Annotated in this window: 25 protein-coding genes; 11 read left to right on the top strand and 14 right to left on the bottom strand. The window is 39.9% G+C overall.

Translation table 11 applies throughout. The annotated features are described in order from the left end of the window. Positions 1-54 precede the first annotated feature (54 nt). Positions 55-969 carry a LysR substrate-binding domain-containing protein gene (locus BT797_RS06705; protein WP_045110021.1) on the top strand — a complete coding sequence of 305 codons (915 nt, stop codon included), beginning with the start codon at positions 55-57 and terminating at the stop codon, positions 967-969. A gap of 10 nt (positions 970-979) precedes the next feature. On the opposite strand, the gene BT797_RS06700 is transcribed toward BT797_RS06705, so the two are convergent. The 3 genes from BT797_RS06700 to BT797_RS06690 all read right to left on the bottom strand — a co-directional run bounded on the left by BT797_RS06700 (position 980) and on the right by BT797_RS06690 (position 3,531). Next, on the bottom strand, positions 980-2,008 hold the full coding sequence (locus BT797_RS06700; protein WP_045110020.1) for a S66 family peptidase: 1,029 nt from the start codon (positions 2,006-2,008) through the stop codon (positions 980-982). A gap of 261 nt (positions 2,009-2,269) precedes the next feature. Next, positions 2,270-2,950 (bottom strand): DUF4336 domain-containing protein, encoded by a 681-nt coding sequence (locus BT797_RS06695; RefSeq protein ID WP_045110019.1) that lies wholly within the window; start codon positions 2,948-2,950, stop codon positions 2,270-2,272. Positions 2,951-3,090: 140 nt separating this feature from the next. Further along, a complete protein-coding gene (locus BT797_RS06690; RefSeq protein WP_045110018.1) occupies positions 3,091-3,531 on the bottom strand; it encodes a pseudoazurin in 441 nt (146 codons plus the stop codon). A gap of 245 nt (positions 3,532-3,776) precedes the next feature. Between BT797_RS06690 and BT797_RS06685 the strand changes: the two genes are divergently transcribed. Beyond that, positions 3,777-4,289, top strand: coding sequence for a methylated-DNA--[protein]-cysteine S-methyltransferase (locus BT797_RS06685; RefSeq protein ID WP_045110017.1), 513 nt, complete (start codon positions 3,777-3,779; stop codon positions 4,287-4,289). Positions 4,290-4,297: 8 nt separating this feature from the next. Here BT797_RS06685 and BT797_RS06680 read toward each other — a convergent pair whose 3' ends face one another. Then, positions 4,298-4,900 carry a uracil-DNA glycosylase family protein gene (locus BT797_RS06680; RefSeq protein WP_075471394.1) on the bottom strand — a complete coding sequence of 201 codons (603 nt, stop codon included), beginning with the start codon at positions 4,898-4,900 and terminating at the stop codon, positions 4,298-4,300. A gap of 267 nt (positions 4,901-5,167) precedes the next feature. On the opposite strand from BT797_RS06680, the gene BT797_RS06675 reads away from it, so the two are divergent. From BT797_RS06675 to BT797_RS06655, 5 genes are all read left to right on the top strand, one after another. Then, the gene (locus BT797_RS06675) at positions 5,168-5,857 is read left to right on the top strand and encodes a hypothetical protein (RefSeq protein WP_075471393.1); all 690 of its coding nucleotides are present in this window, start codon (positions 5,168-5,170) and stop codon (positions 5,855-5,857) included. Positions 5,858-5,883: 26 nt separating this feature from the next. Continuing rightward, positions 5,884-6,348: a hypothetical protein gene (locus BT797_RS06670; protein WP_075471392.1), complete on the top strand. Its 465-nt coding sequence runs from the start codon at positions 5,884-5,886 to the stop codon at positions 6,346-6,348. A gap of 77 nt (positions 6,349-6,425) precedes the next feature. Beyond that, positions 6,426-6,719: an immunity 53 family protein gene (locus tag BT797_RS06665; protein ID WP_045110014.1), complete on the top strand. Its 294-nt coding sequence runs from the start codon at positions 6,426-6,428 to the stop codon at positions 6,717-6,719. A 137-nt stretch (positions 6,720-6,856) separates the two neighbouring features. Next, positions 6,857-7,324: a thioredoxin family protein gene (locus BT797_RS06660; RefSeq protein ID WP_075471391.1), complete on the top strand. Its 468-nt coding sequence runs from the start codon at positions 6,857-6,859 to the stop codon at positions 7,322-7,324. A 141-nt stretch (positions 7,325-7,465) separates the two neighbouring features. Then, the gene (locus BT797_RS06655) at positions 7,466-7,798 is read left to right on the top strand and encodes a YnfA family protein (RefSeq protein WP_045110013.1); all 333 of its coding nucleotides are present in this window, start codon (positions 7,466-7,468) and stop codon (positions 7,796-7,798) included. On the opposite strand, the gene BT797_RS06650 is transcribed toward BT797_RS06655, so the two are convergent. The 6 genes from BT797_RS06650 to BT797_RS06625 all read right to left on the bottom strand — a co-directional run bounded on the left by BT797_RS06650 (position 7,773) and on the right by BT797_RS06625 (position 13,535). Continuing rightward, positions 7,773-8,504 (bottom strand): glutamine amidotransferase-related protein, encoded by a 732-nt coding sequence (locus BT797_RS06650; protein WP_045110012.1) that lies wholly within the window; start codon positions 8,502-8,504, stop codon positions 7,773-7,775. The genes BT797_RS06655 and BT797_RS06650 overlap by 26 nt on opposite strands. Positions 8,505-8,529: 25 nt before the next feature. Next, positions 8,530-9,699, bottom strand: a complete 1,170-nt coding sequence (locus BT797_RS06645; RefSeq protein ID WP_045110011.1) for an iron-containing alcohol dehydrogenase — start codon at positions 9,697-9,699, stop codon at positions 8,530-8,532. 56 nt (positions 9,700-9,755) lie between these two features. After that, a complete protein-coding gene (locus BT797_RS06640; RefSeq protein ID WP_045110010.1) occupies positions 9,756-11,156 on the bottom strand; it encodes an aldehyde dehydrogenase family protein in 1,401 nt (466 codons plus the stop codon). A gap of 14 nt (positions 11,157-11,170) precedes the next feature. After that, positions 11,171-12,541 (bottom strand): glutamine synthetase family protein, encoded by a 1,371-nt coding sequence (locus BT797_RS06635; protein WP_075471390.1) that lies wholly within the window; start codon positions 12,539-12,541, stop codon positions 11,171-11,173. A gap of 160 nt (positions 12,542-12,701) precedes the next feature. Next, positions 12,702-13,121, bottom strand: a complete 420-nt coding sequence (locus BT797_RS06630) for a hypothetical protein (RefSeq protein WP_075471389.1) — start codon at positions 13,119-13,121, stop codon at positions 12,702-12,704. Positions 13,122-13,328: 207 nt separating this feature from the next. Continuing rightward, the gene (locus BT797_RS06625; RefSeq protein WP_045110007.1) at positions 13,329-13,535 is read right to left on the bottom strand and encodes a cold-shock protein; all 207 of its coding nucleotides are present in this window, start codon (positions 13,533-13,535) and stop codon (positions 13,329-13,331) included. A gap of 466 nt (positions 13,536-14,001) precedes the next feature. On the opposite strand from BT797_RS06625, the gene BT797_RS06620 reads away from it, so the two are divergent. Further along, a complete protein-coding gene (locus BT797_RS06620) occupies positions 14,002-14,361 on the top strand; it encodes a VOC family protein (RefSeq protein WP_045110006.1) in 360 nt (119 codons plus the stop codon). Positions 14,362-14,387: 26 nt separating this feature from the next. Then, complete coding sequence (locus tag BT797_RS06615) at positions 14,388-14,756, top strand: tautomerase family protein (protein WP_045110005.1); 369 nt, start codon at positions 14,388-14,390, stop codon at positions 14,754-14,756. A gap of 48 nt (positions 14,757-14,804) precedes the next feature. On the opposite strand, the gene BT797_RS06610 is transcribed toward BT797_RS06615, so the two are convergent. Both BT797_RS06610 and BT797_RS06605 read right to left on the bottom strand, forming a co-directional pair. Next, positions 14,805-15,131 (bottom strand): thioredoxin family protein, encoded by a 327-nt coding sequence (locus BT797_RS06610; RefSeq protein WP_045110004.1) that lies wholly within the window; start codon positions 15,129-15,131, stop codon positions 14,805-14,807. A gap of 294 nt (positions 15,132-15,425) precedes the next feature. Continuing rightward, positions 15,426-16,850, bottom strand: a complete 1,425-nt coding sequence (locus tag BT797_RS06605) for an alpha-amylase family protein (RefSeq protein ID WP_082276020.1) — start codon at positions 16,848-16,850, stop codon at positions 15,426-15,428. A gap of 566 nt (positions 16,851-17,416) precedes the next feature. On the opposite strand from BT797_RS06605, the gene pulA reads away from it, so the two are divergent. Then, positions 17,417-21,265, top strand: a complete 3,849-nt coding sequence (gene pulA, locus BT797_RS06600) for a pullulanase-type alpha-1,6-glucosidase (protein WP_075471388.1) — start codon at positions 17,417-17,419, stop codon at positions 21,263-21,265. Between the two features lie 200 nt (positions 21,266-21,465). Here the strand turns inward: pulA and BT797_RS06595 are convergent, their stop codons facing one another. Further along, positions 21,466-22,464, bottom strand: a complete 999-nt coding sequence (locus BT797_RS06595; RefSeq protein ID WP_045110002.1) for an ABC transporter substrate-binding protein — start codon at positions 22,462-22,464, stop codon at positions 21,466-21,468. A gap of 205 nt (positions 22,465-22,669) precedes the next feature. Between BT797_RS06595 and BT797_RS06590 the strand changes: the two genes are divergently transcribed. Then, a complete protein-coding gene (locus tag BT797_RS06590) occupies positions 22,670-24,307 on the top strand; it encodes an electron transfer flavoprotein-ubiquinone oxidoreductase (RefSeq protein WP_045110001.1) in 1,638 nt (545 codons plus the stop codon). 114 nt (positions 24,308-24,421) lie between these two features. Here the strand turns inward: BT797_RS06590 and glpD are convergent, their stop codons facing one another. Then, a complete protein-coding gene (gene glpD / locus BT797_RS06585) occupies positions 24,422-25,969 on the bottom strand; it encodes a glycerol-3-phosphate dehydrogenase (RefSeq protein WP_045110000.1) in 1,548 nt (515 codons plus the stop codon). Positions 25,970-26,024 lie beyond the last annotated feature (55 nt).

The following is a 26,024-nucleotide window of genomic DNA, read 5'->3' as shown; positions in this document are numbered from 1 at the left end:
TGCGAGTCGGTAATAAACAAACTAGACTTTATCATCAGTACACAAAGGAAATCTTTGGATAAAACAGTAACTCATTTAAATTCACTTAGAGCAATCGAAGCCACAACAAGGCTTGGCAGCTATGCAAGTGCAGCAAAAGAAATTGGCGTCACCCCGGAAGCGATTGGGCAATTAGTTCGTAGCTATGAAGCCTATTTAGGTTATAAATTATTTCGGAGAAAAGTATCAGGAGTAAAAAGGCTGACGATTAACCAAGATTTTTCTGATATTATCTTAGATGTTCGTGATGCTTTCGAAATGCTTTCCCAAAGTGCACAATCACTTAAAAATATTACAGAAAAAGGAACGTTAACAGTATCTGTTCCTCCTTCTTTTGCAAGCCATGTGTTGATACCTAACATGTATTTTTTTAGAGAAATGTACCCAGATATAAACCTAAAACTGGATATTTCAGATGATATTATTGATATATTTAATAACCAGTCTGAAATCGCTGTGCGATATGCTAAATCAGGATGGAAAAATGAAAGTGACATTTTATTTAGTAACGAAAAGGTATTTCCGGTCTGTACTCCTGAATATTTTAAGAATCATCCCTATTTATCTCATCCTACGGGTTTAATAAATACAACCTTAATTCATGACCTTACGATTGCAGGCTCGGACTTTCCTAATTGGCAACAATGGATTGAAACATTCAATATCGATTATAAAGAGATCCCATCTATATCATTTAATACTTCAATATCAGCCATAGATGCTGTGTTATTAAATCATGGCGTGGCGCTTGGTCGTGAAGAAATGGTAAAAAAACAGATTGCAGCTGGAACCTTGATTAATCTCTATCCTGAACTGTACTTGAACACAGGCCGGTCATATTTTGTTGTTCATGCAAACAACCCCACCCCAAAACTAGTCGCTTTTATCAAATGGTTGAAATCTATTTATGAACTTGAATGTGATGGATAAAAAGGAAGTATTACTTTAAGTATTGATGCAAGATCCCAATCTCATTTAGTTCAACCTTTACGATTGCGCCATTGATTAACGTTAAGTTTGGTGGAACATGACCTATATCCAGATCTATCATGACTGGGACCCCTATATCCATCAGGTATTTTTCCAATATCTCATAATAGCTAAGGCTCTGATCACTTTTTGGTTCAGCAGCTGCACTTCGGCCGAGAAGCAACCCGCTGATACATGAGAATACGCCCCGGAACTTCATGCTTAAAATTGTTCTGGCAAGCTCAGTGGGTGGCATTTCAGCATTTTCTAGATATAAGACGACGCCCTCAGAGTAACACTGAGATAGTCTTTTTATATCTAAATACTCAGTTTCAAATAGATGAGATAGCGTATCCCAACACCCGCCAATTAACCGACCTTCTATTGATGAACCAGATTCAGGTTTTACCAACCACTTCCAGTTAGTTGGTGTATCAGGCATGATTCCAGAGGTTGGCTCAGTAACAATATCTGGCCAGCTACTCGCATATAATTTCGATTCGGTTTGCGAAAAATAACCTCCAGTAGCAGTACTTAAATGCGTCAGTGTATTAGCTGTTAATGGATCATTAGCTTCGCTGGTTAAATCCATCAAATTTGAGCAGTGTGCAGTTGCCCACTCCAGTTTACTCGCAAACACGGCAGCTATCGTACTCACGTCGGAAAACCCTAAGATCCATTTTGGCCTTACAGTTTGAAGTTTGGTAAAATCTATAAGCGGAAGGAGTTCAATCGCCAACTGTCCGCCCCAAGGAGGATAGATAGCGTCAATCTCGTCATCCATAAGAAATGACATAAGCTCATCCGCACGTTTCTGTGCTGGTGCACTTACGTGTTTATTTTGCCCGTATAGGCACTTTCCAACAACGACATTGAAGCCTCTAGATTCAAGGTTATCTCGCACGACTCTAAACCTAGCGTCATGTTTTTTTTCAATTCCTGACGAAAACGCAGTAATAGCGATAGTGCTACCTTGTTGCAGTGGTTTGGGATATTTCATTAGCTCTCTCCGTAAATCTAGTCTGTAACAACAATAAGCATTAACAGTCTAGAATACAATGCCTTATCACTATCTTCGAGAATAATCTCGTTATGCTCATTAGCAGATAGAATAAATATTCCGACCCTATCACCAATTTTATAATCTGAGCTTAATTTACTTGGCTCAATTTCGGCTAAGTGCCCTATAGATCTTTAAGACCAAACTTAGATACAACCTTGTTACGCAGTAAGGTTTATGACGTAATACTTTGTATATACTTTAATCCAGCCATGAAAATGATTTTTCTAAAAAATCCCCCCCATTAACATCTACAATATCACCATGAGCCATTACAATTATTTCTGGATTCCATGATTTAATTTTGATTAAATGTTCCCTTAATCGTCTTTTGTTAAAACTGATTCGCCAATCCAATGGTGTTTTGCCATTGGGAGCGACAATCCCTACAATGCTAGCCAATATACACTGCCACCAATTAAAATTAGACTTTGGAAAGTTCTCTATAAAGTCGGTTAGAATCAACACTTTTGAAGATTTATGAAAAAAAACGGCTTCTTCCATTAGCTTTGAACCTGAAACCAATACTTGAATTATTTCTGAGCTCCAAGGCCAATCATGTTCGTCATTTAAAGAAAAATGAAATGCAATATCTTGTCGCTTTTTTATAACTTCGGTTGTGCCGAACAAGCTAGACTTCGGAAATGCGTTATGCCAGTCAGCGATAAACAAATGATGAAGATGATTTGGAGCAACAATATACTTAACAGAACCAATAGATTGAATTGTTTGCTGTAATTCGGTTGTTAATTTAATTGGACTGTGAATCCATAAATCACCGCTAAATAGCCTGACAACGGTCATTCTTGTCGTAAACGGACATGCTAAAAATGAAACCGGTTCGCCATCGAAAATCCAAATGTTATCTGCTATTTTTTGCATACGCCCCTCTTTTAACCTAACATTTTGATAGTCAGACGTCTCAACATCTACCCTTCAGGATCATATCACCTTGCGGCTTAGATTCAGCGAGGTCGAAGTAACTTCCCCCTCCCCCGTTAACGCCTCATTAAATATTTTGGTTATTTAATCTGTGCAATATAGCCAGGTAAGCGCTCTTTATTCATCATGATTTTTGTTGATAGCTGAGCTACTGCGGTATTAGTTTGTTCGATATTAACAGCTGAACCAACCTGAATAACCCCAACCATCCCAAGAGCCAAATGAGGATTACATTTATAAATATAGACACCTTCATTTTTAAAATTAACGGTTTCTGTTTTACCCATTGCCGTATTAAATTTTGCAGCACCAGTTGGAATCGAATAAGCACTCGCATTATGGCTTGCATCCGAAGGCACAAATTTAACGCTGTCACCTGAAGCTATTTTAAGATAGCCAGGTTCCATTACCATCATGCCATTAGCAGATGAAGTTAGCAGTTTTACAGTATGCTCAGCAGCTTGTAATGCGGTACTACATGCCATTAATGCTACTACAGCAAGAATTTTTCGGTTAATCATATTAAATAAACTCCAGTAATTAAATGTGATGAAAGATTGAAAATCTAGATATAAAAACGCTTAAACATTGTAAATGCGAATATGACCAATATATTACGAATGATAATCATTATCAATGATGGTGTAGTAAAAATAACTTCGTGTCTTTATCTTAACGCATTAATAATTTAGACATAAGAATGCTAATATATATGCAGCTTTAGACTCCAGAACTATTTTATAACGTATCTAAACAAGGACATGTGATGACGAATATCAACATTCAATACTTTAAACACCCTTATGCCGAATTTGTACTTGGCTCGTATGAAGGCAAACTGTGTTTGTGTGATTTTCGTTATCGTAAAATGAGAACGTCAGTTGATAACCGTATTCAGCGGGGCCTTAATGCTACCTTTGTCGAACAAAATGACGACGTTTTAGAACAAACAAAAGCCCAGCTTGAGGAGTATTTCCTTGGTGAACGCAGCGTATTTGATATTCCGCTGCTATTGGTCGGCACAGATTTTCAAAAATCGATATGGCATGCACTAGAAGGTATAAAGTACGGTGAAACGGCGACATATTTAGATTTGGCATTATCCATTGGCAATGAAAAAGCAGTCAGAGCCGTTGGTAATGCGAATGGTGCTAATGGATTAGCGATTATCATTCCTTGCCATCGTATTATTGGTAGCCAAGGTGAGCTAGTCGGTTACGGCGGTGGCTTGTCATTAAAGAAACGCCTATTAGAATTAGAACAAAATCTATTTATCTAATACGCTTACTATTCGCTAACCAACAGTGCCACCCGTGCTTGTAGATGCGGGAGTACATCTAGTTCGAACCAAGGATTTTTCTTAAGCCAAATATTATTACGTGGACTAGGATGCGGCAGTGGTAATCGTTCTGGCCAATTTTTTTGCCAATAGTCTCGCCAGTTTTTCACTGTTTCGGTGAGATTTCTCTGCTTTACGTCACCCATATGCCATTTCTGCGCATAAATACCGATAACCAATATCAACTCAATATTCGGCATTGCAGCTAATATTTCAGCTCTCCATGTTCGAGCGCATTCGGGTCTTGGTGGCAGGTCGCCTGACTTACCTTTTCCCGGATAACAAAAGCCCATCGGTAAAATAGCTATTTTAGTCGCATCATAAAATGTGTCTTTATCAATGCCCATCCATTGACGTAAACGATCACCACTTGGATCTGTAAATGGGATACCCGATTCATGCACGCGAATACCTGGCGCCTGCCCTGCTATCAGTATTTTGGCTTGAGTATCGATTTGCAATACAGGTCTTGCTCCCAGTGGAAGGTCAGGTTCGCACAAGGTACATTTTTTAACATCGGAAACAATGACATCGAGTTCATGTTTGTTCATACAGTCATTCCAGAAGAGTCTGTTTAAACGGAAAAATAGGCTTTATTTTCCCGTAATCAAATTTATAATCATCTGAAGTATAACGAGTATATTGATTGTTCGTCTGCTTATATGGGTCCGTATAAATAAAATTCTTGTTTTTGTCTCTCGTTTGTTTGATTAAAACTCAGCAATTACCAATTATCTACTTGTTAAGTATAATAAATTTGATATTATTTAAGTTAAATATTAATTCACGTTATACAGAATTCCGTATAGAAAGCAGTTATGTTGCAAAAGAAGTTTCCAGCATTGGATGCCATATCAACTAGACATTTAAACTCAATGCCAGAAGTATTGGAGTTAAAAAAGCTACTCCAATCACTTGCAATGCTAGATGCAATTATGTCTCCTGAATGGGATGAGCGTTTTTATTCGTTCAACTCAAAATGGGATGATAACGAGAAAATGGGCTCGATGAAAAATGGTTGCGGTGATGACTTCTCTGTTCTGTTCAATAAAGCTGGCTTCTTTGTTAAAGGTTTTGATCATAAGTCTGTAATTTCATCTTGGAGTACTGATGGCCAGTTACCATGGCCAGGTTTATTAAAAGGGTTGCCACCAGAATTCTTACCTGCATCTAAAGAACCAGCTTTTTCTATGGATAGTATTTCATTTTGCATCTGGAAATTGCATTCTGCAGACTCATGGGATAGAGGAGACTTCGAATTTGTTGATGACGAAGATCCTGATGGTTCAGAATACCTTTTAGAAATTTTTGATAGAAATCCTGATACCTATAGGGTTTTCGCTCAAGAATATTATGAAGTGGATTTAGAGGTTGCTGTAATTGAGAAGATCTACAATAACTTACCTTTAACTGATGAATTAGTTAAAGAAATAAACCCTGAAGTATCTTTAAAACAACTAGAAAAAGACATTTCAGAAATAGGTTACCCTTGTGTTAATGCAACATAAAACGGCGTTAGCTGCTTTAAGAGAGGTTGAAAATTAATATTGCATATGAGATCACAGTTACGAACTTTGATGATGCAGTTTCATCTTTAGCTTTATTCGGGGTTATAGGGTTAGTCATTTTTTTTGTGGCTTGGAAGTTCAAGAAGCTGAAGCATCGTATTTTTTTGCTGTTATGGGGTGTTTGCGCGGGAATAGGCGGCTTTCTTTTGGTGAGCTTTAAAGTTGTTGAGCATTTGCATACTTATATGCAATATTCAAATGGTAATTATGAAACCTTTGAGGGGACAGTTCTTGTTTTAAGACAGCAGCCCCAGCATGGCCATGCACCCGGTGATTTGATCGAAATTGATGGGCACAAATTTGAGTTAGACTACTTCACATCTTTTCCGGGGTATCACGTATCTATAGCCAATAAAGGCGTACTCCGAGAAGGCGTTTATGCTCGAGTTCTTGTGCATGACAGGTTGCTACTCAAAGTAGAGTACAGGTGAGATACAATTCTCTGTTTAAGCCAAGCAGCTAACAATCGCATCAAGTCGCCCACTGAAAAGCGCGGGCTAGGAAAACTATGAGTAATTTTACAAATCTTCAAGAGTGGTACTTATCTCAATGTGACGACGGTTGGGAACATTCTTTCGGTATTAAAATCGATACTCTAGATAACCCGGGCTGGAATATTGAAATAGATCTAGAAGGTACATCTCTAGAAAACATCCCATTTAACCAAACTGAAATTGGCTACAATTCAGATAATAACTGGGTAATATGTAAAGTAGAAGATAATAAATTTAAAGGTGCTAGCGGACCTATGATGTTAGAACAAATGATTACCATTTTTCTAGACTGGGCTAATGGCACTTAGCACGCTCGTGCACAGGACTAAATTTCTGCAACACCTTTTGCCATTGCTTCGCAATTATATGCTAAAAGTCTTCGCTACAATTTAGCCAGTGACAAGGGCGTTAGCTTCATCGAATATAACTGAACTTAGGGAAGTAAATGAAAAATTTAATTATAGCTTTAACCTTGATAGTAAGTTTAGATGCTTTTGCCTTCAATGGTAAGCCATATAATCAGAATTATGATCCCCAAAGAGATCCATTTTCAGATTTTAAACTTGCCCTGCAGGATGCATCTCCAGACAATAAACTAATCTTAATCGTCCTCGGTGGAGATTGGTGTAGCTGGTGTCATCGTTTAGGCTCTTTCATCAAGAAAAATGTGTCAATTAAAAAGAATTTGGAAGATACATTTGTTGTAATGAAGCTAAATGTTAGTGAAGAAAATAGTAATCAAAAGTTTCTAAGTTATCTCCCAGAACCAAAAGGTTATCCATATTTCGTTATTATCGATTCAGAAGGTAAAGTCGTAGGGGATCAAAATACGGGCGGTTTAGAGCAAGGTGGATCTTATTCGTCTACAGAGTTTGCAGGATTTATCTCAAAATGGAGCAAAGCTAACAAGTAGCAGCAACGGATTTGTAAACCTGTCGTTTTACATAAAACCCGCAAAACAAGCGCCTGTTTCACAAGGCCGCTGTGCAGCGTTAACTCATAATTATTGCCTCTAACTGAGGTCTTTCGCTTTACTTAGAAATAAACGGATACCATGTTTGAATTAAAAACGATCGCACTTTTCTTTATTACAGCTATTGCTGAAATCATTGGCTGTTATTTACCTTATCTTTGGCTTAAACAAGATAAGAGTGTATTACTGCTAATCCCTGCAGCAGCAAGTCTGGCACTGTTTGCATGGTTGCTATCTCTTCACCCAGAAGCCGCAGGCCGTGTGTATGCCGCATATGGTGGTGTCTACATTTTCGTCGACATGCTATGGCTCTGGGGCGTAGATGGTATTAAACCAACTATGTGGGATATGATTGGCGCTTCAGTCGCGCTTGTTGGTATGGCTATTATTATGTTCGCACCAAGAGCCTCGTAACCATAGTCTGCCTTAAAAACGCTAAGATCCACTTGGTGATGAGCTTATCATCTGCTTGATAGCTGAGTGACGCCATCGCTGACTCGATAGTATCGGCTGGAATAATATCGCGACGCTGATCCATCAGTGCTTCGGAATATAGCGAGGTAAACTCTGGATGTCCTTGCAAACCAAGAAAGTGAGAGTCCACTTGAAACATGCTATAAGGACAGAAATCATTGCTCATCAATACGGTTGCACGACGGGGTAACTTACAGACTTGGTCTTGGTGGCAAACAACGAGCGCGATATTAGCTTGCTTCGGCTGCATCCAGCTTGGCTCAGCTAACACATTCGCATGCGCAATACCGACACCCCAACCCAGTGGGCTTTTTTCAACTTCCCCGCCGAGTGCTTTTGCCATGAGCTGATGACCAAAACAAATGCCGACCAAGCCTTTACGAGCTACATAAAGCGAACGAATAAAGTCCTCCAGTTGGCGGATCCAAAAATCCTCATCGTTAACCCCCCATTTACTACCACTACAAACATACACATCACATTCATCAATATGTTGTGGAAGCTGACCATCTATCACCAGATAAAAACTAAGTTCTAATGCTTCATCGACTTGATGAAATAAGGCCTCAAACATAGCGGCATAATCACCGAAATCAGATTGTAAGCTCTGCCGTACATCATCACATTGAAGAATACCGACTTTCATTCCCTCACCTCCATACTGGTCACACCTACAAGTCGCCATGTATCGCTGACAAGTAAATATCGTCGTATTGCTGCGCATCAAGTTTAATAGGATTGCTACCTGCCGATGGGTCTTTCGCAGCCATAATTCCGATTTCAACTACACGCTCAGCATCAATACCAATCTCTCCCAGAGAATGAGGAATATCAAGTTGTTTACGCAACGTTAATACCCAGTCTAAAAAGCTATCAAAGTCCGTCTCCTCCAACGCTAGGTAACGACTTAAACGCGTTAGCTTAACTTCAATGGCAGTGCGATTCGCCTTTAAAACGTAAGGCATTAAGATAGCGTTTACTAAACCATGGTGACTATCGTAAAGCGCACCGATAGGATGAGCGAGTGCATGCATACCACCAAGGCCTCGTTGGAAAGCGGTAGCCCCCATCGTTGAGGCAGTCATCATTTGCGCCCTCGCTTCAAGATCGCTTCCATCTTCTACAGCGCGCGGTAGGTATTCTTTAATTAGACGAATAGCTTCTAGCGCAATACCTTCCGCCATAGGGTGATAATTATTAGCACAATACGCTTCTAAGGCATGGGACAATGCGTCCATACCGGTTGCTGCGGTTAACGTAGCAGGTAACCCTACACTCAATTGAGGGTCTAAAATCACGATAGCAGGTAACATATTCGGATGAAAAATAATGCGTTTAATATGATGTTCTCTATCCGTGATCACCGAGGCGCGCCCTACTTCTGAACCAGTGCCTGATGTAGTTGGTACTGCGACAACAGGTGCCATACTTTCAGTATGCACGTTTAACCAGTTATCACCCACATCTTCAAAGTCCCAGAGAGGACGATCTTGGCCTACCATCAAGGCCACAGCTTTAGCAGCATCAAGTGCAGAACCGCCACCAAATGCGATTACACCATCATGCTCGCCACGCCAGTATGCACTCACACCATCGGTGACATTTTCACCTGTTGGATTACCCTTAATTTGTGAAAAAAGACCACACTTTAAGCCTGCTTGTTGGCAGTTGGCTAACGCAGCTTGCACTATAGGTAAGTCAACTAGACCTGGATCGGTAATTAATAACGGTGATTTCATGCCTAATTCTTGGCAAGTGACCGGAAGTTCTTTAATGCGCCCAATACCTGTGCGAATAGCAGTGGGATAATGCCAATTAGCAGTAAATTGATTAAGTTCCATAACTTCTCCTTACAGCGAAATATTGCCAAACTCTGTTTTGAACACGGGTGTTAAAACTATTGTAAAATTTTAATGTGGAATGATTTCGGGCGTGTTAACGACTCATAACCTAATGTTGATAAAGTACAGCCCCGCCCCGAGTTCTTCACCCCCGTCCACGCCAATGCAGGATCGAGGTAGTCACAGCGATTAACAAAAAAAGTGCCAGTTTCAAGCTGCTCGCCAATCGCGATAGCGGTGTCGATATCTTGAGTAAATACCGATGCAGTGAGACCAAACTCAGAATCATTCATTAGTGATATGGCTTCTTCATCACTTTCTACCTTCATAATACCAACGACAGGGCCAAAGCTTTCTTCGATCATGACCCGCATTTGATGATTCACATTGGTTAATAGTTGCGGAGCCAGATAAGGTGTACCGACTTCATCCAGCGGAAAGTCATCTGTATTTATATGCGCAACAGCCCCTTTAGAAAGTGCATCTTGTACTTGTGAACGCACAAAGTCAGCCGCTGACGTTTTTACTACAGGCCCTAATGTGGTATTAGCATCATCAGGTCGTCCAAGCTGATAATCTTTAACTAAATCGACAGACTTGCGGACAAATTCGTCAAACACGCGGCTATCTACGTAGATACGCTCGATAGCACAGCAAGACTGTCCGGAATTGAATAATGCACCATCGATACAAGTTGCGACCGCATGTTCGATATCGGCATCTGCACGGACATAAGCCGGATCTTTCCCTCCGAGCTCTAAACCAACACCAATAAAACGCCCGCAACTGGCACTTTCAACCATAGTTCCACCAGCTACCGAGCCAGTGAAAGCCACATAATCAATTCGACTATCCTTGATCACCGCTTCGGTATCTGCATGACTAAGATGTAAATATTGGAATACGCCATCCGGTAAACCGGCTTTTTGAAAAGCATTGAATAATTGTTCAGCACATAATGGCGTCTGTGCGGAATGCTTTAATACCACACTATTCCCTGCCATGATGGCAGGCATAATGGCATTAATCGACGTGAAATAAGGATAATTCCACGGTGCAATAACAAAGACAGCCCCTAATGCTTCACGTTTAATATAACGCCGGAGTTCTGTTTTTTCTGGCAGCTGAATAGTCGCTAAGGCTTCATCCGCTGCATCAATCATATAACGAGCACGCTCGGCTAAACCTGCAACTTCACCCCGTGCATATTGAATTGGACGCCCCATCATCCAGCATAGTTCATTAGCAATCTCATCTTCATTAGCAACGAAAGCATCGACCATTTGATGGCAGATCGCAGCACGTTCTTGCAGGGTAACATGGTGCCAATTAGCTTGAGCCACAACCGCCTTTTGCAAAGTGTCATTAACGTCTTCACTACTGGCGAGAGCACGCTCAACGTAAACAGAGTTATCGATGGGTGAATAAGTTTGCTGTAGCAGCCTTTTGCTCGTCATTATCCGAGTTCTCCCTAGATAATTTCAAAATAACGTTCTAGTTCCCAATCAGTCACCTGTGTTCTAAATTCACGTTCTTCCCACTCGCGGGTAGCAGCATAATGCTGTACAAACGCTTGGCCGAATAGTTCTTTGGCCGCTTCGGAACGTTTTAATTTACGCGCAGCATCAAACAGGGTTCGTGGTAGCGATAGCGCTTCAGGATGGTCTTGTTCGTACGCATTCCCTTTTACTTGTGCATAAGGTTCTAGTTTCTGTTCTATGCCCATAAGACCAGATGCTAATGCAACAGCTAGCGCAAGATAAGGGTTGGCATCTGCAGAGCCTAGACGATACTCAATACGCTGAGACTTTGCTGTTCCCGGAATAATCCGCAGTGCGGTGGTGCGATTTTCTACGCCCCAAGTGGCATCGAGCGGTGCCCATAACCCCGGGACCATACGACTATAACTGTTTACCGTAGGGGCGATCATCGACAAGAACTCAGGCATGTATTTTTGTTGACCAGCAAGGAACTGACGTTGAGTATCACTTATGTTGTACGCATTACAGGGGTTGTGGAACACCGCCTTACCATTTTTGTCTTTTAACGAAATATGGATGTGACCACTTTGCCCCGGCCAATCGCTTGACCATTTAGCCATAAAGGTAGCCATCAGATTATTACGCTGTGCCCAGACTTTAATAAAGGTTTTGAATAAGGCCGCTTTATCTGCAGCATCCTGTGCGCCATCATAAGCGATAGCCGCTTCTAATACACCGGGACCTGTTTCGGTATGCAGACTCTCTAATGGGAAGTCCATCTCTTCACCTAACGCCATGATTTGATGATGTAGATCTGCATGTACCGAATTACGGATCATGGAATAGCCAAAGCAATCGGGGGTAAGTGGCGTTAGATTTTTATAGCCTTTTTCTCGCACTGATTCAGGCGTCTCTTTAAACATGAAGAATTCATATTCGAATGCAGCAATGACATCAAAGCCCATACGGTCGGCACGATCTAATACTCGACGTAGCGTGCCTCGGGGACAAACCGCTTCGGCATGCTCGCTGAACTCGGCAATGAATAACAACATATCGCCTTCGGCAGGTAGGTTACGACAAGTCTCGGGTAAGATACGCACGGGTGCATCAGGATAGCCAGTATGCCAGCCCGTAAATTCAACATTATCGTAAAGCTGATCTTTTGAATCCCAGCCTAAAATCACATCACAAAAAGAAAAACCATTATCGAGCGACGAGAAGAATTTCTCTTTGCTCATATATTTACCGCGCATGACGCCATCTGCATCAAACAGACCCACTTTGACATGGCTTAAACCTCGCTGTTCGATAATATATTTTGCATCGGCAACGGTCTTTACTTCTCTTGGGCTGAACATAATACATCCTTATATTACAAGCCTATTCCGGCTATGCTTAATAATCTGTGACTGCATTATTCTTAGTATAGGAAGTGTAAGTGAGTTGTGATGGATAAAGTCTACTGCAACGATAAAATAAAGGAAAAAAGTACTTTTTCCATAATAGCAACGGACTACTTTACTTAATAAACACAAGGTTATCCGACAAGTTGGCCTTGAGGTGCGCTCTTAAATCGTCAATTTTAGTGGCAGGAAAAATAAACCCAGCTGTAACACCAGGTGAATATTGATTAAGCGGTAACGAAAAATAGCCCTCGTCTTTAACCGCATCGAGTGCTATTTGGTTAATCGCGGATATAGGCCATGTTGCTTGACCCATTATCATGTGAGAGCTATCGAAGGTAATATACGACACTGGATCATCGATAAACGCTTCACGAAAATGGCCGGTAACCACAATAAATAAAACGCAACTCGACAGACCAATAAGATAGTTAACACTAAAGTCAAAATCGAATATTGCCATGACAATAAAGTAACTGAATACTGCACCTATCCATAATTTTACAGGATGAATAGAACTCATCATATTTAACACACACTACCTCCTTAACTATTACTCAAATCCCGTTTTAACGCTTAGTCGTCCTCTAAAAAAAACCTCTATCAGATTAAATAGATGACCATGACGATATCAGTATAAGGCACAACGGTATGTGATAGGCAAAAAAAATGGCGAACCAATTAAGGTTCGCCATTCTTTAATATTTGTTCAGCTCAGTATTAGAACTGACTACATAGCAAATTAAAGTGCTACGATGTTTTCAGCGTTCGGGCCTTTTTGACCTTCGCCGATAGTGAATTCAACTTTTTGGCCTTCAGCTAAAGTTTTGAAACCTTCGCTAGCGATAGCGCTAAAGTGAGCGAATAAATCTGGGCCATTTTCTTGCTCGATGAAACCAAAACCTTTAGCTTCGTTAAACCACTTAACCGTACCTTGAACTTTAGACATAATAATATCCTGTAATCTTAATGTTGAATTGCCTTAATAGGCTTGAATAGCGTACAAAAATCTGGAACTTAAAAACTGCAGAGCGAGGTATTATGAATAAAACAACGAAATGGAGAATGTAAACAAAAGGCTTTCTTGCTGACTGCGCACTTTATAGAATATAAAATAAAAGTCAAAGGTATTTATAAAATAAATAATCCCCAACCGTAAACATTTGCTTGCACCGCCGTGTGTTTTGCAGCATTTTTAGCTACCTTAAAGCGCTAATCCAGTATTATATACAGATATAATAAGGTTTATCTTTTTCGTTCGATTGTCAACTTAGGCGTGTAGACTCTCATTATCCATCTGTAATTAATGATAAATTTGATACCCTTTATGATAATTTAAATAAAATTCACGTTATACGATATTCTGTATAACAAATCGTAGCGAACAGACGACGGCACCGAGGAGAATGTTATTGATGACTCAGCATGAAAAATTAAACTATGTAGAGTTTCCAGCTAAAGATATTCCAGCTACAAAATTATTCTTTCAGAAAGCTTTTGGTTGGTCACTTGAGGATTTCGGCCCAGATTATATCGCATTTACAGATCAAGGTATTGATGGCGGTTTTTACAAATCTGATTTAGTATCAACAACCAGTAACGGTTCAGCTCTACTTGTTTTACTTAGTTCTGACCTTAAAAAAACACAAGAGAATATTGAATTAGCGGGTGGCAAAATAACACAAGCTATATTTTCATTTCCTGGTGGTCGTCGCTTTCACTTTACAGAACCAAGTGGTAATAAATTAGCCGTTTGGAGCAAAAATAGTGCATAAAAATCATTCGCAAGGAGTATATTCATATGCCTCACGTAGAAATTAAATATTCTGATAATTTAGATATAGATACGAATAAAATCTTTGATTCTGTCGAGAAAGTCATTAATGATAATGACATGAATGCTGGCGTATGCAAATCAAGAGCTTATCCTTGTTCTCAGTATAAATACTCTCATATACTCGTTACGATATCGTTATTAGCTAAACCTCATCGAGATAAAGCGTTTACGCAGAAGTTAAGTGGCGAAATAGAAAAGGCGATAAAATGTAACCTTAAACAAAGCTTATATTTTTCGTTAAATATTGAATATAGTCAGGATTACTACACGACAAATATTTATCGTGTTGAAGGAGATAGCCTACAAGGTCTGGTTGAAAACGTAACCAGTTAAGATGTTATTTAGAGGGGTCAGTACTAAAACTGACCCCTTAACTTTAAGCTAGATAGCACCATCGATAAATGAAAATATTTTCATTTTAGACATTGCGCCAACACTGGTTGCTTTCACTTTACCGTTCTTAAAAACCATTAATGTTGGTACACCGCGAACATCAAATTTGTTCTGAGTCGACACGTTATCTGTGATATCTAATTTGACGACCTTGATCTGTCCTTCATACTCTCCGACCACTTCGTTAAGAGTAAGGCCCATTGCTTTACAAGGGACGCACCAATCAGCCGTAAACTCAACAACGACAGGCACATTCGATTCTAATACGTCCTGTGCAAAGCTTGCATCTGTTACGTTAAAAATATCCTTATTCACGAGCGTTCCTCTACCTTAAAGTGTTAAAAACGAGTATTCAGCTGTTATTCTTGAAGCCAAACGAGCAGCTAAATGATAGTTAAATATTATTGTCTCACGACTCTATTTCAATTTGAGGAAGGTGGCTATTATTGAGCCAATACTGCTGCGCAGGTTAAACTAAAAGAAATATAAAACATCGTTCGTCACGTCTTGCCGATTATCGGCAAGAAATTGATTTAATTTTCTATATTACCCCCTCTAAATTTTAAAGCCTCCCTTTTGGAGCCTTTTTACAAACACTGAAATTTCAAATTAAAGAGCAAGCATTCTGGTAGTCTGCCCTGGCACAGATAATTTATGATAACGAGATGTAATAGTTTCGCGATGACTACTTAACCTATCCTTATACGGCACATACCAATTAAGCTCCGTCTTATATGTATCAATAGTATAAGAACGCTCTTCAGAACATTTATTTATAGCGACTAATCCACTTTTATCACGCTTAAAAATGAGCATGCACTTATCACTATATAAAGTGTCCATCTGTTTCCCTTTCATATCATTATGAAAGCTAATCATTTTAACCATATAATCACGATTCCAAACATCCTCCCATCGACGATTATCTTTATCTTCATCATCAGAAAGAGCGTCACTATAAATTAAAGGAGATCCACCATCCTTACCTAAAATATAGGCATAAGCTAATTTTTCATTAATAGGAGTCATTATTTGATAACGAAAACCATCATTCGTCGGAATATCATGCGTAATAGTAAAGGTGATGGCTCTATCACCAGGCAATGCTTGGCCATATTCTTGTGGGTCATGAAGTAAAGACATGCTTCCATCATAAGAGAATGCAGACCTTATAGAAGCAAATAAAGGAAAATCATATGCACCATGATTCGTGTTATTCAAATATGGTTCAAGAAATGTATGATACTGAGAATCACCCTTACCACCTGTTGTAATTACTTCACCAAAAACATGCATTCCCGACGTTATATCAGACGTAAATATTTGGTTAACTTGATAATCACTCATATGCTTAACGGCATCAATCCTAAAGCCTTTTATTCCCATACTTTTTAAAGATTGAAGATATTGACGCTGTTGCTTAATGACATAATCACTTGGATCTAGATCTGGTAGCCCTGTATCTTTATCGTTACCACACAATCTCCAGTATTGTACATTTCCAGGATCGCCATAATCAGATATACAGCCTGCAGGATGAAAGTCAAAACTAGAAAATATCCCTTTACTTAGATCTCCAAAAAGCTTTTGCTTGTTTATATACTCACTGTTTTTACTATACTGATTTAACAACTCTCTACCGGGATAGTTTAGATCACTTCTTTTCCAACTCTCATTAGCCATATGATTTAAAACTATGTCTGCGTATACGTCTACACCTTCCTTTTTAAGCGCTGAAATTAACGTCTGTAAATCTTCTTTATTACCTAAAGGTGAGTCAATTAAGCGAATATCTTGAGGCTGGTAACGTGCCCACCACTCTTTCCCTGAAGATTTTAATGGTGGAGATACTAAGACTTTTTTATAACCTGCTTTTGCAATATTCTGGGCCTGACTAGTGATGTCACTATATTTCCAATTAAAAGCATGAAGAATAGTGTCAGCGTAAACATTGCTTTGCGCTCCAAGCAGAAAAGTAGCACCTAACAAAATTTTTATTATTGAGTTTGATACAAATCGTAAGTTTCGTTTCATAATAATTGACTCGTGTTGTTATTGGTTTAAACAATATAAATCTAACTCTTTTTATAAAAAAATCCTTTCCTCTGCATATTGGATCTCCACCTCATTTTGTATAGGTCTAATTATCTATTTAGAATTTATTCATAGCCAAGCTTAATTTTGATTCTTAACACGCATTTATTTATGGTGATATAAGCAATTCGACCATCAACTAAACGGTAAAATTTGAAATTTAAGTGTTTTATCATGTGAAACTGACTGGCAATCACAAATTTGAGCTTTTTCCTTAACTCCCAACTACAGAGTAAATAACTAATAAATTACATTTTGTTGTCATACTTGCCTACAAAAAGTGACGTGGTTAAACCTTCATCCATACTTTTTGTTCTTTAATTACAGACTCAGCCTAATAAGTGTGATTTATTTCAAATTTAATATTATCTCCCCCCTTTACCCCCCCCCCCTTTACCTAATTAAAAAGGTTGATGTTATTGCCACCCATTTACTTATCATCACAGAAATAATTAATTATTTCTGAACTCTTAGCCAACTTTATAAATAACCGAGGGATTGAGACAGTGAAAAAAAATACGACACAATTTAAATATTCAGCACTTGCGAAAATAATTATACCGCTATGCTCTGCAGCTATTACCGTAGGGTGTAATAACAATTCATCTACACCTTCAAAACCTGTCACTCCCACGATCCCAGATGAATTAATAGAACCGAGTATTTCACAACCAGTTCCAATTGAACTTCGACCGACAATCACCCTACCGGATGACGCACAGTTACCATCTAAAGAACAATTTGTGATTAGCTATATGATCGGTGATGCTCCGAACGTCTTACTACAGTCAAGTTCGCCCACATACGCTAATTGGACACTAAACTGCAAGAATATAAAACCCATATCTACAACTAGCACTGATGAATTTGGCCCTGTTTGGCTACTTAATAAAAATGTACTCAATTCATGTAGCACGCTAGAAGCAAAAGATGGAAACCAGATAACACAAGTTAAAGTAGCTATTAGTGAAGCTGATTTAGGAAAAGAATTTTTTGTTGCAGACAATAGCACTAAAAAAGTTGAAGGGTCCCGTCGAGATGGACTACTAACGGCTAAAGGGCTTCCGCAGGCTGGAACAGATGTCACCATGCCTGAAACCATCAAGCCAAGGGCGTTTGATGCACCTCAAGAAGGCATGGTTGCATTGCAAATTTACGATGCCATGGGTGATTATACACCCCACGAGAACATGACCCTTCATCTCTGGGGAACAGATAAAAGCCCAGATGGGGGTTGTGAAGGGTTAATTGATACAGCCAGAAATAAAGATTGGAACGATACCTCCGTTATCCCAGACGATAATGATGAGTTTGGCCCTATTTGGTATCTTCCTGTCACAAATACAGAATCTGGTTGCTTCAATGTTATCTTCCGTAATGGAAATAAAGATAAGCTTATTGACTCAAATATCAAAATAGATATTGCAAGTATGGGGGATAATCGCTCAGTCACTTTTATTCCAGGTAGTACTACTCAATACGATACTCGCGCACAAGCTTTTAAATTAGCCGGACCATCATCTGAATTCTCAATCGATACCTTAAGCGCGATCATGCTAGACGATAAAACTCTTGTATGGAAAGGTGGTGCGAATGCTGACATGGTCCAAATTATGTTCAACCATGATGGTAAATATAAAGTTAAAGAAATCATTAAAGATGGAAAGTCTAAGAAGGTAGTTTCTGGTGCTTCAATTATATTGAATTCTACAAGTCTAACGATAGAGCAAAAAACCAAATACCCTCATCTTGCAGACTACCCAGCATTTTCTTTACCCACTCTTCCAGCAGATATAGCACTTTCTTCATTAGTGAAAGGCAGTATGGTCGCAATTGCGTCAACCAGTAATGGTAAGTTTCGGTCCACCACTGGTATCCAGTACGCGGGCGCATTGGATGCATTATTTGCCCAAGAAGCCACGGAACTGCAATATGGTCCAATCTATAATAATAACGACGTAACTTTCCGGCTTTGGGCTCCAACCGCCAGCAGCATCGAGCTGGTTATCTACAATAGTAATAAATCAGAAGCTCAACGTATTGCAATGATTGAAGACAAAACATCAGGTAGCTGGAGTGTTGAACTTGAAAGTAACGCAGTAGATGGGAAATTCTATCGTTATGCAATGAAGGTATTCCAACCTCGTGAACAAAAAGGATACGGCTATGAAGTTACTGACCCGTATTCAGTTAGCCTTTCAACTAACTCCATCTACAGTCAGGTAATTAACTTAAATTCCGACAAGTTAAAACCAAACGGCTGGGATAACTTAGCCTCCCCTCACTCCCAAAAGGAAAGCGACCTTTCTGACATTGTGATCTATGAATCACACGTCCGTGATTTCTCAGCGCGCGATGAAAGTACACAGAATAAAGGCAAGTACCTTGCCTTTACTGAGCAAGAATCCGTGCCAGTCGTTCACCTTAAGCAACTGAGTAAAGCAGGCATGACCCACTTGCACTTAATGCCAGTATTCGATATTGCGACTATTAACGAAGACCCGAAAAAAGTAGCAAATATCGACCAAGCATTTAGTAAGCTTTGTGAGCTAAATCCAACGATAAAACAGTCTGAGTTTTCAAACTATTGCACAAGTGATGGCTCTATTGCAGATGCCTTCGCAGAACTTGCTGAAGTCGACAGCAAAAACAATGCAAAAGTTCAAGAGCTCAATGAATACGTACGTAGCGTCGATAGCTACAACTGGGGCTATGATCCGCTCCACTACACAGTACCAGAAGGTTCGTATGCAACAGAGTCCGAAGGTTCCAAGCGGATCCTAGAATTCCGAAAAATGGTTAAATCAATCAAAGAAGATATAGGTATGAATGTGATTGTGGATGTTGTTTATAACCACACTAATGCATCAGGCCTGAATGACAAGTCGGTACTAGACAAAGTTGTTCCGATTTATTACCAACGCTTAGTTCCTGATACTGGCGCGATAGAAACGTCAACATGTTGCGATAACACAGCACCAGAAAATGCAATGTTTGCCAAACTTATCGATGATTCAATTCGAACCTGGGTAAAAGAATACAAGATTGATGGATTCCGTTGGGATTTAATGGGCCACCACCCGCTTTCTCAAATGCAGAAAACACTTAAGGCTGCCCGTCAAGTTAATCCAGACGTATACTTCTATGGTGAAGGTTGGAACTTTGGTGAAGTTCAAGACGACAAGCGTTTTGTTCAAGCGACCCAAAAACACTTAGGTGGTACGGGTATTGGTTCTTTCTCTGATCGACTGCGTGATGCCGTACGTGGAGGTAGTCCATTTGATACCGGAGAAAGTATACGTAAAACACAAGGCTTTGCTACGGGCGCCTATGTGATGCCGAATGAGCTAGTCGACATTGCAGCCAATGTTAATAATGATGGGGTATCAAATGAATTAACACGTGCACTGCATCAAATAGATCTCACTCGTTTAGGTATGGCCGGTAACCTCAAAAATTTCGAATTTGTTGACTATAAAGGCAACACTCAGAAAGGTTCAACGTTAGACTATAATGGTCAGGCAGCTGGCTATGCAGAACAACCTTGGGAAACTCAAAACTATGTCTCTAAGCATGATAACCAGACGCTTTCGGACATTAATATGTACAAAATATCACACGATGTCTCACTAGACGATCGCGTTCGCATGCAGGCGATCGGCATTTCTACCGTGTTACTTGGTCAAGCTATGCCATTTAACCATATGGGTGGTGAACTGCTGCGTTCTAAATCTATGCAACGTGATTCCTACGATTATGGGGACTGGTATAATCGTGTTGACTTTACCCTTAATGACAACAACTGGAATAAAGGTCTTCCAGCAAAAGATAAAGACGCCGCCAACTATGACTTAATCGAAAAGATACAAACAGCAAACGCACAACCAAGTCCCGCAAACCTAGAGCAGATGTTTGAATTCTACAAAGAGCTGCTTCGACTTCGTAAAGCATCACCACTGATGACGCTACCGAATGCAGATGAAATTATAAGTCGAGTTGATTTCCGTAACGTAGGAGAAGGTCAAATTCCGGGAGTAATTGTAATGAGCATCGATAATGGCCTAACACAAACAACGGATTTAGACAGCAAACTTGACTCTATTGTTATTATAATTAATGCGACACCTCAAGAACAAACAATTGGTAATTTCCTCGATAACAGTAATCATGCTGTCGATCTTATAGGATTTAAACTGAGTACCACGCATAACCAAACTAACTCTATAGCCAGTAACGCTAGCTTTACTAATGGTCAATTTGAAGTTCCGCCATGGTCTAGTGCAGTATTCGTCCAGGCTCGTGATGGTGAACGCGGAGCAGGCCTCCCTGTTGCGCTGAAGGCCAAGATCGAATAAGTTTAATTTGTGATAATCAAGCAAAATTGCGAGTTAATATTAGTCCGTGATTTTGCTTCACTTTAACCCAACTCTAATTATTCAGCTATAGTTAGCAACTAGAATAGGGTACTGATTTCAATATCGAAGATATTAAAAAGGAAGCATTTCAGCTTCCTTAAATTATGTATCTATCACACGTTCTAAACGCTATTTATTGGCTATAAATCAGCTAACGCTGCATTAATTTTTTTAACTGCATCACTTGTTACCCATTGACTCCACATTGCCTTATTATTCAATAAGAAGTGTTCTGCGGCATAATCACCATCGGCTTGCTCTTCTTCTACCCAAGCAAGCTGTTGATTCATTTCGCTATTAGTAAATGAACGTTTGGAAAGATACTGCATAACCGCTGGTTCTCTTTTAGAAAAACTAGTTGTGACAATGCTCTGTACAGGTGCGGCAGGATAATCCGTCACTTTCGGGTTTTCACAGTCTTCGATGATGGTACAGTTTTCAAATTCATCACGATTAAAACCAGTACCGAAATCAACACGTACCATCTCATACTTATCCATAAGCGCGGTTGGCGACCAATAATAGCCAAACCATGCTTCTTTATTTTCGTACGCTTTTACCATTGAACCAGCTAATCCAGCACCGGAACCAGGATCCACCAAGTCAAAACCGTAGTCAGAAAGGCCCATCGCGTTGAATAAGTTGGTGGTTGATATCTGGCAAGTCCAGCCTGCAGGACACGCCATAAAAGCAGAGCGACTTGGATCTTCTGGGTGTTTAAATAATTTAGCATTGGCCTTAATACCAGCTAACGTAGCTAAAGACGGATCTTTCTCTACCATATACGCAGGCACCCAGAAACCAGAAACGGCACCATCAGAAAGTAAATCCCCCGCAACAACAATACGACCTTCCTCCCCGCCTTTTTCCAATGTTGTCCTTATCTGGTTAGTCCAAAATTCGGGCGCGATATCAGGGGTGTTTTTTTCAATCATCGACGTCGCTGTTATCGTCGCGTTACCAGGTACAATTTCAACATCACAGCCATAACCATTTGTTAAAATGAAAGCATCAATATTGGCCACTAACGTTGCACTGCCTAAGTTCATATCCGCTATTGTCACTGAACCACATTCAGCGGCAAAAGTATTGAAAGACGCCATCGTTAATAGTATTGCCAAAGGGGATTTTTTAAACATAATAAAACCTCAAATTAAACTGAGTATATTGGTTGAAAGTAATTAACGTTATTGTAACCATTATTTTTGATTGCACATTAATTTTCACTAAAATAATTTAACTTACCAGTCAAATTCAACTAGTTAATCGCTAATTGCAATATGATTGGCGCTTATTCAAACATACACAATACTTAATATAAGTCATTGAATAAGGATGCCAAGCGTGAAACATGAATCAATGGAGTTTGATGTTGTCATTGTCGGTGCAGGTCCAGCTGGATTATCCGCGGCCTGTCGCTTGCGCCAACTAGCGCTAGAATCTGGCACCAAACTGAGCGTTTGTGTACTCGAAAAAGCTGCTGATATTGGTGGTCATACCCTTGCCGGTACTGTTTTTGAATCCCGCGCATTAGACGAGCTTTTCCCCGATTGGCGAGACTTAAGCTCCCCCGTGATCAATGCCGTAAAACGAGATGAAACCTGGCTGCTTAAAAATGCGACCACTGCCCGTCGTGTTCCCAGTATGTTAGTCCCATCAAGCTTAGACAACAAACATAACTATATCATCAGTCTTGGTGAATTGTGTATTTGGTTAGCACAACAAGCACAAGATCTCGGTGTTGAAGTCTTTACGGGTTTTGCTGCCAATAATTTAACATTTAATGAGGATGGCAGCGTCAAAGGTGTTATCACTGGTAATATGGGGTGTGATAAACACGGGAAAGAAAAAGACAACTTCATGCAGGGTATAGAATTGATTGGTAAATATACCTTGCTCACAGAAGGCTCGCGTGGTCACCTAGGTAAACAATTGATCGAAAAATATAAGTTAGATAAAGACGTAGACCCACAACATTACGGACTGGGTATTAAAGAACTGTGGCAAATCGATCCAGCCCTTCATCATCCGGGGTTCGTGATGCACAGTATCGGCTGGCCATTAGCAGAGCACGGCGCCACTGGCGGAGCATTCTTATATCACCTAGGAAAAGATCAGGTTTATGTTGGTTTGATCACCGACTTGAATTATCAAAATCCCAATCTCAGTCCTTTCGACGAATTTCAACGACTCAAACTACACCCCGCATTTAGTCGTTACCTTAAAGGAGGAAAGCGCCTTGCATACGGAGCAAGAACGATTACCAAAGGCGGCTATAATTCTCTGCCTAAAATGGTGTTCCCCGGCGGATTATTACTTGGTTGCGATGCAGGTACACTGAATGCGGCAAAATTAAAAGGTACGCACACTGCAATGAAAACAGGAATGGTTGGTGCCGAAACCGTATTTTCAGCAATCGTATTAAATAAGGAAAGTCTTGATAATTTCACCTTATTATACGAAACATCTTGGGTATACCAAGAATTATATCAATCTCGCAATTTTGCCCCCATCACCCACAGATGTAATGCCATGTTAGGTATTACATGGTTTGAACAGAACATACTACATAAAAGCTTACCTTTTACGCTGCACGATTCAAAAGCAGATCACAGCCAATTACAAAAAGTGAGGTCCGCCACAGACATAATTTATCCCAAACCAGACAACAAATTAACGTTTGATCGGTTAAGCTCAGTCTTTTTAGCCAATATACAATATGATGCAGACCAACCTTGCCACCTTAAACTCACCGACCCCAGTATCCCTATGTGCTCTAATCTGCCCCGCTTTGCAGAACCCGCACAACGTTATTGCCCAACGGCCGTCTATGAAATAGTAACTATCGACAAAGAAGTGAAATTCCAGATTAATGCTGAAAATTGCATTCACTGTAAGGCATGTGATATTAAGGACCCCTCACAGAACATAACATGGACACCACCGGAAGGCGGTAGCGGCCCCAATTACTCTGGCATGTAATGCAAAGAATACTCATCACCATTATCTTAAATAGTAGATATAGAAAAGCGCTACTAATCAATGATTAGTAGCGCTTTAATGTAAGTTGTTCAATCAGCGTAGTGAGTTACGCAATTAACCAACTTTATCTAGCTTTACCGGATTAAGCTTTACTACTTGTGCATTAATGTAGTCAGTGACAGCAGCTTGTTGTTCTTTACTTAAGTACAAACCAAGCTTAGTACGACGCCATAATACATCTTCCGCTTTCTTAGCAAATTCAGTTTCAATCAAGTAATCAATTTCGCGGCTATAAACACCTTGGCCAAAGTGAATACCGAAATCAGCTTCAGATTTGCAATCTTTAAATAAATCCCAAGAATCTGTACCAAACTGATTAACATAACGCTTAGCTGTTTCAGGGTTTAACCATAGATACTGTGAACAGATATTTTCAACTAGCTGCGTACGCGGATAGTTAAAGTCACCACCTGGTAGCGCTGTATCAGCAGTCCATGAATCACCTAACTTGTCAAAGTACGGTGAAATTAGATTCATCGCAGACTCTGCAAGCTTACGATAAGTCGTTAACTTGCCACCGAAGATAGATAGCAATGGCGCTTGTGTGCCTTCTTGCTCAATTTCCAGTGTATAATCACGTGTGATCGCTTGTGGTGATGACGATTCATCATCACATAATGGACGCACGCCACTATAAGTCCAAACAACATCACTTGGTGCAAGTTGTTTAACAAAATGTTCATTTACAACATCAATCAGGTAATCAACCTCTTCGTCAGAGATCGCAACTTTACGTGGGTCACCAACATACTCAACATCTGTTGTACCGATAATTGAGAAGTCTTCCATGTAAGGAATAGCAAATACGATACGGTTATCTTTATTTTGTAGAATGTAAGCTTGTTCTTCATCATGAATGCGTGGCACAACAATGTGTGAACCTTTCACCAAACGAATGTTTCGTGGTGATGTTTCTTCCATACTGTCATCGAAGAATTGCTTAACCCAAGGGCCAGCTGCATTCACTAATGCACGCGCTGTACGCTCGAAACGAACATTTGTTTGCTCGTTTAGAATAGTGACTTGCCATAAACCATCTTTACGAACGGCTTTTTCTACACGGCAATAGTTTTCAACTTCAGCGCCATTACGTTGTGCTGCCATTGCATTTAGAATAACTAAACGCGCATCATCAACCCAGCAATCTGAATATTCAAAACCTTTGGTAATTTCTTTTTTAAGCAAACCAGATTTCGCTAAATTTACTTGTTTACTGCCTGGTAACGTCGTACGTTTACCCAAGTTATCGTACAAGAATAAGCCTGCACGAATCAGTATTGCAGGACGTAAGAAAGGACGATGTGGTAAACGGAAACGCATTGGTTTAACAATGTGTGGCGCTTTCTTAAGTAATACTTCACGTTCTGCTAATGCTTCAGATACTAAACGAAATTCGTAATGCTCAAGGTAACGCAAACCACCATGAATTAATTTAGAGCTTGCAGATGAGGTTGCTGAAGCAAAATCGGCTGCTTCATATAAACCAACAGTTAAGCCTCGGCCTGCAGCATCTGCAGCAATACCGGCACCATTAATACCACCGCCAACAACGAGCAGATCTAGCACTTCATTGGTCATTACTTTCTGGTTTCCATTATTCATACTTAACTCACTTTAATACATTCTTGTCTGAGCGAACGACCGCTACCGAACATCT

It is taken from the genome of Moritella viscosa (assembly GCF_900120065.1).
Classification (GTDB): domain Bacteria; phylum Pseudomonadota; class Gammaproteobacteria; order Enterobacterales; family Moritellaceae; genus Moritella; species Moritella viscosa.
The sequence above is the reverse complement of the archived record's forward strand: the minus strand, read 5'-3'. Positions and strand labels throughout refer to the sequence as shown.